The organism is Mycolicibacterium cosmeticum (assembly GCF_000613185.1).
GTDB classification, from domain to species: domain Bacteria; phylum Actinomycetota; class Actinomycetes; order Mycobacteriales; family Mycobacteriaceae; genus Mycobacterium; species Mycobacterium cosmeticum.
The window spans coordinates 3,195,928-3,205,355 of record NZ_CCBB010000001.1 but is presented as its reverse complement, the minus strand read 5'-3'; the positions used below and the strand labels follow the sequence as shown (position 1 = coordinate 3,205,355).

Here is a 9,428-nt window from a genome sequence, read left to right as displayed (position 1 = left end):
CGAGATCATGGTGAACGCGAACACCAGGCCCGCGGAGGTGACCACCGATCCGGTACCGCCCATGGACCGGATGATGCCGGTGTTCAGCCCGGCATGGATCTCCTCCTTGAACCGGGACACCAACAACAGGTTGTAATCCGCGCCGACGGCCAACAGGATGATCACCGACATCGCCAGCACCATCCAGTGCAGGGGTGTGTTCAGCAGGTGCTGCCACAGCAACACCGAGATACCGAACGACGCCCCGAGCGACACCACCACCGTGCCGACGATCACCGCCGCGGCCACCACCGCGCGGGTGATGATCAGCATGATGATGAAGATCAGGCACAGCGAGGCGATGCCCGCGATGATGAGGTCGTAGTTCGCGCCCTCCTGCATGTCCTTGAAGGTGGCGGCGGTACCGGCCAGGTAGATCCTGGAACCCTCCAGCGGGGTGCCCTTGATCGCCTCCTTGGCGGCCTGCTTGATCGCCTCGATGTGCGAGATGCCCTCGGGGCTCATCGGGTCACCGTCGTGACTGATGATGAACCGCACCGATTTCCCGTCGGGCGACACGAAACTCTTCATGCCCCGCTTGAATTCGGGATTGTCGAAGGTTTCCGGCGGCAAATAGAACGAATCGTCGTTCTTGGCCGCGTCGAAGGCCTCGCCCATCGCCGACGAGTTGTCCTGCATCGCCGACATCTGATCCTGTATGCCCTTCTGGGTCTGATACATCGTCAGCATGTAGGTCTTCATGTTCTTCATCGTCGCGATCATCGACGGCATCAACGCCACCATCTGCGGCATCAACGTGTCCAGGCGCTCCATGTCCGGCATCAACTGCTGGATGTCGTCGGTCATGGTGTCGATCCCGTCCAGGGTGTCGAAGATCGACCGGATCGCCCAGCACGACGGAATGTCGTAGCAGTGCGGCTCCCAGTACAGGTAGTTGCGGATCGGCCGGAAGAAATCGTCGAAATCGGCGATATGGTCCCGCAATTCGGCCACATCGACGGTCATGTTCTTCATCTTGGTGACCATCGAATGCGTGGTGGCCGCCATCTGGACCGTGATGCTCTGCATCTTGGTCATGTTGTCGATGGTGACCTGCATGTCGTCGGCCTGCTTGAGCATGTTGGCCATCATGTCCTGCTGGTACTTCTCGTTCATCTTCTGAGAAGTGCCCTGCATGCTGATCTGGAACGGGATCGAGGTGTGCTCGATCGGGGTGCCCTGCGGCCGCGTGATCGCCTGCACCCGACCGATACCCGGGGTGCGGAACACCGCCTTGGCGATCTTGTCGATCACCAGGAAGTCCGCCGAATTGCGCAGATCGTGATCGCTTTCGATCATCAACAGTTCCGGATTCATCCGCGCCTGGTTGAAATGCCGATCCGCCGCCGCGTAGCCCTGCGCCGCGGGAAGGTTGTCCGGTAGGTAGTTACGGTCGTTGTAGTTGGTCTTGTATCCGGGCAGCGCCACCAGGCCGACGAGACACAGCGCGATCGTGGCCACCAGGATCGGTCCCGGCCAGCGCACCACGACGGCACCGATCTTGCGCCAGCCGCGGATGCGCGCACTGCGCTTGGGCTCCAACGTCTTACCGAACCGGGTGGCCACCGAGATGATCGCCGGGCCCAGGGTCAGGGCGCAGAACACGAGCGTCACCATGCCGACCGCCAATGGGATGCCCAGGGACTGGAAGTACGGCAGTTTGGTGAAGTGCAGGCAGAACGTCGCACCGGCGATGGTCATACCCGAGCCCAGGATCACGTGCGCGGTGCCGTGATACATGTCGTAGTAGGCCGCCTCGCGGTCCATCCCCCTGGTGCGGGCCTCCTGGTAGCGCCCGATCAGGAAGATCGCGTAGTCCGTCGCGGCAGCGATGGCCAGCGTCACCAACAGGTTCGTCGCGAACGTCGAAAGCCCGATGATGTCGTAATACCCGAGGAACGCCACCGCTCCTCGGGTGGCGGCCAGGCCCAGCACCACCATCACCAGGGTGAGCAGAACCGATACCACCGATCGGTAGATCAGCAGCATCATCACGATGATCACCGCGAACGTCAGCGCCTCGATCACCCGCAGACTGCGGTCGCTGGCGATCTGCTGGTCCGCCGTCATCGCCGCGGGACCGGTGACGTACACCTTCAGCCCGGGCGGCGCGGTCATGCCGTCGACGGTCGCCTTCACGGCATCGATCGACTCGTTGGCCAGCGACTCGCCCTGGTTACCGGCGGTGTACACCTGAACGTAGGTGGCCTTGCCGTCGGCGCTCTGCGCGCCGGCCGCCGTCAGCGGGTCGCCCCACATGTCCTGGATGTGCTCGACATGTTTGGTGTCGGCTTCCAGCTTCTTGATCATCTCGTCGTAGAACTTGTGCTCGGCATCCCCGAGCTGATGATCGGCCTCCAGCACCACCATCGCCGAGCTGTTCGACTTGAACTCGTCGAAGTTCTGCCCGACGCGCTTCATCGAAATCACCGATGGCGCCGTCTCCGGGCTCATCGACACCGCCTTCATCTGCCCGACCTCTTCGAGCTGCGGGACGATGACGTTGAGCAGGGCGACCAGCGCTATCCAGCCGATGATGATCGGAACGGCAAGCGTGCGAACCCATTTCGCGATGCCACGACGATCGCCGTCGGTGGCGTGCGGCGTGGCCTTGAAGGGATCCGTCGGTGGATCGTTGTGCATATCGTTTCGGGGTGCACTCATGCGGATTTCACCAAGCAGTAGGTGTGGGCGCCGACACCGTCGACGGTACGTTCGTCTTTCACTTCGTCGTCGACGGTGATGCGGCAGGACAACGTGGAACCGTCACCCTGCCCGGAGATGGTGGGGAACACCGACGGGGCGGTGGTGCTCAGCGTCAACGTCCACGGCAGCGGGGCGTTGTCGGCCCGCTGCGGCTTGGCGTCGAGGTCCATGTAGTTGATGTTGGCCGTCGCGCCCGGCTCACCCCAGATCTCGTATTTGACGACCTTGGGGTCGAACGGCTCGCTCTCGTCGGACGCACTGTTCTCGGTCGAGACGTAACCGGGACCGGTGCCGAAGAACGTCCGCACCCGCATCACGGTGAACGACGCGACGGCGACCACGACCACAATGACCAGCGGTATCCACGCCCGCTTCAACACGTTCATCGCCCCGACTCCGTCCGATGGTGAACAGCCTCACTTAGGCTAGCTAGTCGACTGGACGAGATTAGCCAATCGGCTAAGTTAGGACAAGGCGAGCGTCAAAGTCTGTGATGCCGGATACTGCCCGTGCGAAGATGCGCGGCAGGTCACAAGCTCGACCGAGGAAAGGAGGCGGGTCGCATGGCCAAGCCAGTGGCACAACGCGGCTTCGCCCGTGAGCGCGTTCTCGAGGCCGCCCTGCATCTGTTCGCCGAGCGAGGCGTCAACGGCACATCCCTGCAGATGATCGCCGACCACCTCGGGGTCAGCAAGGCCGCCATCTACTACCAGTTCCACACCAAGGACGACATCGTGCTGTCGGTGGTGCGTCCGGTCTTCGACGATATGGACCGCCTGGTGCGCGTCGCCGAGACGATCTCCAACCCGGAGTCCCGCCGCGACGCGACCATCAGCGGATTCGTCGAGATGGCGATCCGGCACCGCCGGATCGGCACGATGTTCTACGGTGACCCCGCGGTCCTGGAGCTGGTGCGGGCCCACAAGGAGTTCGAGGAATGCGGTGATCGCCTGCGCGAGTTGCTGATCGGCCCGACGGTGGACGTCGAGACGCGCGTGACCATCGGGATGCTCACTGCCGGCATTTTCGGCAGCACCACCGAGCCGCACCTCAGCGACGTCTCCGACGCCGACCTGCATCGCATCCTGCTCGACCGCGCACAGCGCCTGCTGGCGGTGGCCGCCGAGCCCGGCACGGTGGCACTGCGACCATGATCGTCCGCGGCGCCGTCCTCACCGCATTGGCGGCCGTCGCCGTGCTGGCGCCGGCCGGTACGGCGAACGCCGCCCCCAGCCCGCTGGACCCCCTGGTGTCGGCCGCGACCCAACGGCTGCAGACCGCCGACCCGGTCGCCGCGGTCAAGTGGATCACCCACGGCGATATCGAAGATCCGGCGCGGGTCCAGCAGGTGCTCACGGCCGTCACCGCCACCGCAGGCGGCCACGACGTCGACGCCGACTACGTCACCCGCATCTTCACCGACCAGATCCACGCGACCGAAGCCGTCGAATACCGGCGGTTCTCGGAGTGGAAACTCGACCCCGCCGCCGCACCGACGGCCGCGCCGGACCTGTCCTCGTCGCGGGCCCGTATCGACGCCCTGAACACGACGATCGTCACCGAGCTTGGCGCGCAACGGGATCTGCTGCGCTCACCGGCATGCCCCGCGGCGCTGCGAGATGCCCTGGACAACGCCGGGGCGACATTCGGGCTGGACCCCGACTACCGGCAGGCACTGGCTTTCGCCACGCACTCATACTGCGGCTGACGCCGTCGCACCATCCTGTTTGGCCCGCCCGAAGGTGGCGATGGTGCGCACCAGCTGCGCCAGATCTTGCGCCCGGCCGACCGGCACGGCATCGGGAGCCAGCCACCATCCCGGGGCCACCCGGCTGAGCGCCAGATGCGGCACCGGCGCGCGCAGCACGGTGACCGGCTCGTCCCGGATGATCCGCGCCTGCAGTGGCCGGCCATCGGTCCGGCGCACCAGCAGCCCGGCCGGCCACTTGAGCACGTCGATCCCGCCGACGTCGTACCGCCCGCCCAGCCCGATCTGGATCACGTCCTCGACCAGCGGAACCGTCAGGCGGAGGGCGCCGTCGCGGATCTCGTCGAGATCGGGGACCCACAGCGGCAGTCGCGAGGCAACGAGCACCGCTTAATGGTAATCATTGCCAATAAAGCAGTCAGCGGGAACCCACCTCGGCGGGCAGCGGGGGAGGTAGCGGCGTGGTGGAGGTCGGCGTGCTGGAGGTCACCGTGGTGGTCACCGTCGTGGTGGCGCTCGTGGATGAGCTCGAGGTGGCCCCCGTGCCCTGCGGTTCGTGCACATCGGTCAACGGCTCGTTGCGCAGGACGGTGCCGCCGGTGCTGACCTTCAGCGTGCTGGACGTGACGGTGTAGGTGACCCCGTCGCTCTCGGCGACGTAGCCGCCGTCCGACGCGGTGGCCGTCAGCACCAGCTTGGCGCCGTCACGGATCCGCACACCGCGGTACTCGTACCCGCCGGTGGCGTCCTTGCAGATGGCGATGCGCGAGCTGGAGGTGCTGCCGAACAGGACGGCGACGGCGGGGGCGGAACACCGCGCCGTGGAGTCGACATAACCCTGGCTGTCGGCGGTGGGCGCGGCCCCGGACAGGCCGGCCGCGGCGGCCAGCAGTGCCAGCCCCGCCACGCCGGATGCGGTCAGGCGGACAACGGAAAGCGTGGAAGTAGACATCACCTTCCACCTGACCACGGCCCGGGTAATTGCGCGAGCGTCAACACCGAGACACAACCGAATCGTTAAGCCGTCGCAACACGCTCGAGCTTGCGCGCACCGGCCCTCACGCGCCCGTCAACCCTTGGCGTCCTGCAGGATCTGCTGCAGGCGCTCCAGCGGGTCGCCGGTGCCGGGGTGTAGTTGCCGCCCGGGATCCCGTTCGGTGGGCGCCGTCCCGCCGACGGGTGCCGGCGCCGGGGCCCCGACGGCGGGTGGGGGCGGAGGTGGCGGCGGCGCGGCGGCCACCGCGCGCAACTTGTCCTCCAGCCGGGCGGCCGCGGCCTCCCGGATCGCCCTGCGGTCGGCATCGGGATCGGCGTTGCCGCCGAAGCACCGCTCGGGCGCCTGTCGCACCACCTCGAGGGCGCCGCGGTAGTGCGCCGCTGCGGATTCGGCGTCGAACCTGCCGGCCGCCCGGTCACCCAGCGTTTCGCGCACCAGCTCAAGGTCCACCCGGACCGGGCAGGAGGACTCCTTCGCGGTGCGCGCCAATGCCGTCGCGAAGCCGGCATCCGCATCGTCGAGTCGGTCCTCCAGCACGGCCAGGCCGCCGGCGGCGACGTGCGCCCGTGCCGGTTCCACGATGTTGAGCGCACCGAGCACCGCGACATCGGTGCGCAGGGCATCGGGCCGTCCCGCGGCGAAGTTACGGGCGGCCGAATCGCCGGCGATCACCACCGACAGCGCCTTCACCACGACCAGGGCCAGCAGCACCGCGACCGGCGCCGACCACAGCAGGAGTTTCCTCCTGGTCCCTGTCATCCCGGTCCCCGTCATTGCAGTGCCGCCACGTCGACGGAACGGGTGCGCCGGAACTCGCGCAGGATCGCGAACAATTCGGCCAACAACAGGGCACCCGCGACGGCCGCTGCGGCCCAGTAGATCTCGGTGAGCCGCACCGCGGCCTCGGTGGGGGTCTGCCGCCGGTTCTGCGGGTCGTCGGGTAGCACCGTGTCCAACGGCGCCGCCCCGGCGCGGTCCAATGGCGCCGCCCCGGCGCGCGGCAGGTACGGCACCCCGATCTGGCCGGCGATCCGCTGTAGCGTGCCGGCGTCGGTGTCGGCGTAGCCGAGTACCGCCCCGCCCGTCACGGCTGTGGCCGGCAGATCGAATTCCCGTGCCGGCGCAGCACTTCCGGGTGCGCCGGCACCGAGATAGAACACCAGGTTGTCGGCGCGGGGATACTGTTGGCGGGCGCTGATCAGTTGGTAGCGCAGCACGGTGGCGGCCGCCCCGGGGTTCGGTGCGCCGATGCCGTCGACGGGTTCGGGATCCGGGCGGAGCGCGGCCACCACCGGGCGCAGGCTCCAGGTATCCGCGGACAACGGCCAGTCCAGGCTGGGCTCGGCGGCGAAGGAGATGAGCGCGAAGCGGCCCTGAGGGTAGCGGGCGATCAACGCCCCGATATCGGCGCGCGCGGTGTCCATCGCCGCGGCCATGTCCGAGGACCGGTCGAGCACCACGAACACGTTCGGGGCGGTCTCGCCGACGGGGCGTGTCTGCACATCGTCGCCGAACACCGGTCGCGCACAGGCCAGCACCAGCAGCGCCGCGGCGCCGGTGACACCGGCCCAGCGCCACAACGCCTTCCGTGGCCACCCCGCGGATCTGATGCGCAACACCGCCGCGCCGGCGCACCACAGGATCACCGCGGTCAGCATCAGCAACAGCACGGGATGCAGGACGGGCAGGAACCTCATCGCCGCACCAGCCTCGGCCAGACCAGCAGCCCCGTCACCGCGAGCAGCGCGAGGACCAGTGGGATATCCGGGGACTCCACGGTGCGGGTGGTCACGTCCTCGGCGACGGCGGACACCGCGGGCGGGTGGGCCCGGATCTCGGCCACCCGCGCGGCGGTGTTCCCGTCGGCCGGTAGGGCCAAGCCCCCGGTCGCCCGGACCAGCCCGTCCAGGGTGCCGTTGTCCGAGCCGACGACCACGGCGTTCACCTGCACCGCGGCGGTCTCGGCGAGCTCGCGGAGCCGGTCGGCGGTGAACAGCTGGGCTCGCGGATCCCCGGACTGGCGCAGCGCCGCGGGGCCGACGTAGATGAGCGAGCGCGGGTTGCCCGCCGGTTCACCGAAGTCGGGGAATCCGGTCAGGCACATGGCCAGCACGTCGTCCACATCCCCGGCGTAGTCGGTGTAGGAGACGTTCGCGATCAGCCCCGCACCGGGGCGGGCGGCGGTGGCGAATTGCGCTGCCGCATATTGGTAGTCGCGGGTCAGCGGGATGACCCGGCGGTTCGCCGACGTCAGTCCGATCCGTTCCGCCCCGAACCCGGGTGTGCTCTGGGCGAAGTACTGCAGTACCGCCGCCACCGCCGGTTCGGATGCCGGGGCGCCCGCGCAGACCATGATGTCCTCGGCCGGTTGTGCCAGGTGGCCGTTCGCCGCCGACGGCAGACCGGAGGGCCGGGCCGCCGCCAGCGTCGCCGCGGCGAAACCGGTGACGAGCAGCAGCGCCGTCACCGCCAGCCACAGCGTGCGCAACCGCACCGCGCGGCGATATTCCGGCAACCGGGTCAGTCGCGCGGTATTGGCCAGTGGGCGTAGCCGGCTGCGCCCGGCGGCCGTCGGCCACAGCGCCGCGGCGGCGATCACCGCCGCCAGCGCCACGCACCCGGCGATCGCCACCACCCACCAGTTCAGGTCCACGTGCGAACCAGCTCTTCGGCCCGGTCGCTGACGTCGCCGACGTCCACCGCCGACGAAGCGTTGAACTGGGCATCGACCAGATCGGCGAGAACCGGTGCGGCCGGGGCAAGTTCACTGTTCGCGATGGCGCTCAGCTGCATGTACTCGGCGCGCAGCCCGGTGCTGCGGTGCAAGAACCTGCGCACCTCGCGGCTGACGGCCGCACCCGCGGGCGCCGCGGCGAGTTCACCACGCCGGTAGCGCTGCGCGATCGAGCCGATGGCGTGGGCGGCGCGCCGCTTGATCAGCTGGTCGCGCGCGGCGGACAGCAGCGGCACGGTCGGCCGCCGCCCGGGTGCGGTGTACACGAAAACCCCTGCGTACCAGAGCACCAGGACGACCAGGCAGAGCACCGCCACCCACAACCAGGTACGGGAGTACGGTTCCGGCCCGGTGACGTAGCGGAGCAGATCAACGGGCACGGGCATACACCTCCGTCATGCCGGTCAGTCCCGTCCTGATGCCCGCACTGCTGCCGAAGGCGCCGTGCACGACGCCGCGCACGGTGAGGAACTCCGAGACTTCCTGCCGCCGTTGCTGTTCGGCCGCTCGATAAGCGCGGATCACCGTCTCCCCCAGCTCGGCACCGCCGAACACGAACCCGCCACCGGCCACGTCGAAACCCGACCGTTCGTCGTCGGCGGAGGACACCGCCGGCATATCGGTGATCATCGCCCACATCACGTCATGCCGGGCGGTCAGCCGGTCCAGCACATCACCGAGCGCCGGGCCGGGTTCGGGTTCGTCGGCCACCACCACGATCAGCATGCGGTGCCGATAGTGGTGCGACACCCAATCCAGTTGCACCGCAATGTCACTGGGTGCCGGGTGGCTGGTGCTGTGCTGGTGGTAACGGTGCAGCAGGTACTCGACGTGCGTCTCGCCGCGGCGCAGCCGGATGTCCACGCAGCCGCGGGCATCGCCGGCCACCATCCCGATCTGGTCGGATCGGGGCAGCGTGACGAGCCCGACCGCACCGATCACATTGGCCGCCACGTCACGTTTGAGCTCGCCCGACGGCGCCAATGCGGTGACGTTGCGCCCGGTGTCGGCCACCACCAGCACCTTGTGGTGTTTCTCCGAGACGAATCGCTTGATCAGGGTGTGGCCGGACCGCGCGGTGGCCTTCCAGTCGATATCGCGGACGTCGTCGCCGGGCACGTAGGGCCGCAGGTCGTCGAGTTCGAGGCTGCGCGTGTGCACCAGCGCGTACCGACCGCCGTCGAGCAGTGCGCCGGCATCCCGGCCGAAATGCGCTCTGGCGCGGTCCAGATGCTTGCCCATCG

11 protein-coding genes are annotated in these 9,428 nt (G+C 68.2%); 2 read left to right on the top strand and 9 right to left on the bottom strand.

Annotation, left to right across the window (positions count from 1 at the left end; genetic code table 11):
• Together BN977_RS15330 and BN977_RS15325 are read right to left on the bottom strand one after the other, a co-directional pair.
• Positions 1–2,703 (bottom strand): MMPL/RND family transporter (locus tag BN977_RS15330; protein WP_036399227.1); only part of this gene is annotated, 2,703 nt, incomplete at its 3' end.
• Positions 2,700–3,131: an MmpS family transport accessory protein gene (locus BN977_RS15325; protein ID WP_036398126.1), complete on the bottom strand. Its 432-nt coding sequence runs from the start codon at positions 3,129–3,131 to the stop codon at positions 2,700–2,702. The genes BN977_RS15325 and BN977_RS15330, both read right to left, overlap by 4 nt.
• Positions 3,132–3,308: 177 nt before the next feature.
• Between BN977_RS15325 and BN977_RS15320 the strand changes: the two genes are divergently transcribed.
• Positions 3,309–3,899, top strand: a complete 591-nt coding sequence (locus BN977_RS15320; protein WP_036398124.1) for a TetR/AcrR family transcriptional regulator — start codon at positions 3,309–3,311, stop codon at positions 3,897–3,899.
• The gene (locus BN977_RS15315) at positions 3,896–4,453 is read left to right on the top strand and encodes a chorismate mutase (RefSeq protein ID WP_036398122.1); all 558 of its coding nucleotides are present in this window, start codon (positions 3,896–3,898) and stop codon (positions 4,451–4,453) included. Before BN977_RS15320 ends, BN977_RS15315 begins: the two co-directional genes overlap by 4 nt.
• Here the strand turns inward: BN977_RS15315 and BN977_RS15310 are convergent.
• From BN977_RS15310 to BN977_RS15280, 7 genes are all read right to left on the bottom strand, one after another.
• The gene (locus tag BN977_RS15310; protein WP_036398120.1) at positions 4,439–4,840 is read right to left on the bottom strand and encodes a hypothetical protein; all 402 of its coding nucleotides are present in this window, start codon (positions 4,838–4,840) and stop codon (positions 4,439–4,441) included. The genes BN977_RS15315 and BN977_RS15310 overlap by 15 nt on opposite strands.
• A 31-nt stretch (positions 4,841–4,871) precedes the next feature.
• Positions 4,872–5,405, bottom strand: coding sequence for a hypothetical protein (locus tag BN977_RS15305; protein WP_036399225.1), 534 nt, complete (start codon positions 5,403–5,405; stop codon positions 4,872–4,874).
• A 117-nt stretch (positions 5,406–5,522) separates the two neighbouring features.
• Positions 5,523–6,209 carry a hypothetical protein gene (locus tag BN977_RS15300; RefSeq protein WP_234709572.1) on the bottom strand — a complete coding sequence of 229 codons (687 nt, stop codon included), beginning with the start codon at positions 6,207–6,209 and terminating at the stop codon, positions 5,523–5,525.
• Between the two features lie 11 nt (positions 6,210–6,220).
• Positions 6,221–7,147, bottom strand: coding sequence for a vWA domain-containing protein (locus tag BN977_RS15295; RefSeq protein ID WP_036398117.1), 927 nt, complete (start codon positions 7,145–7,147; stop codon positions 6,221–6,223).
• On the bottom strand, positions 7,144–8,103 hold the full coding sequence (locus BN977_RS15290) for a hypothetical protein (RefSeq protein ID WP_024453323.1): 960 nt from the start codon (positions 8,101–8,103) through the stop codon (positions 7,144–7,146). Before BN977_RS15290 ends, BN977_RS15295 begins: the two co-directional genes overlap by 4 nt.
• Positions 8,094–8,570, bottom strand: a complete 477-nt coding sequence (locus tag BN977_RS15285; RefSeq protein WP_227456292.1) for a hypothetical protein — start codon at positions 8,568–8,570, stop codon at positions 8,094–8,096. The genes BN977_RS15290 and BN977_RS15285 overlap by 10 nt, the downstream gene beginning before the upstream one ends.
• Complete coding sequence (locus BN977_RS15280; RefSeq protein WP_024453321.1) at positions 8,554–9,426, bottom strand: DUF58 domain-containing protein; 873 nt, start codon at positions 9,424–9,426, stop codon at positions 8,554–8,556. The genes BN977_RS15285 and BN977_RS15280 overlap by 17 nt, the downstream gene beginning before the upstream one ends.
• Positions 9,427–9,428 lie beyond the last annotated feature (2 nt).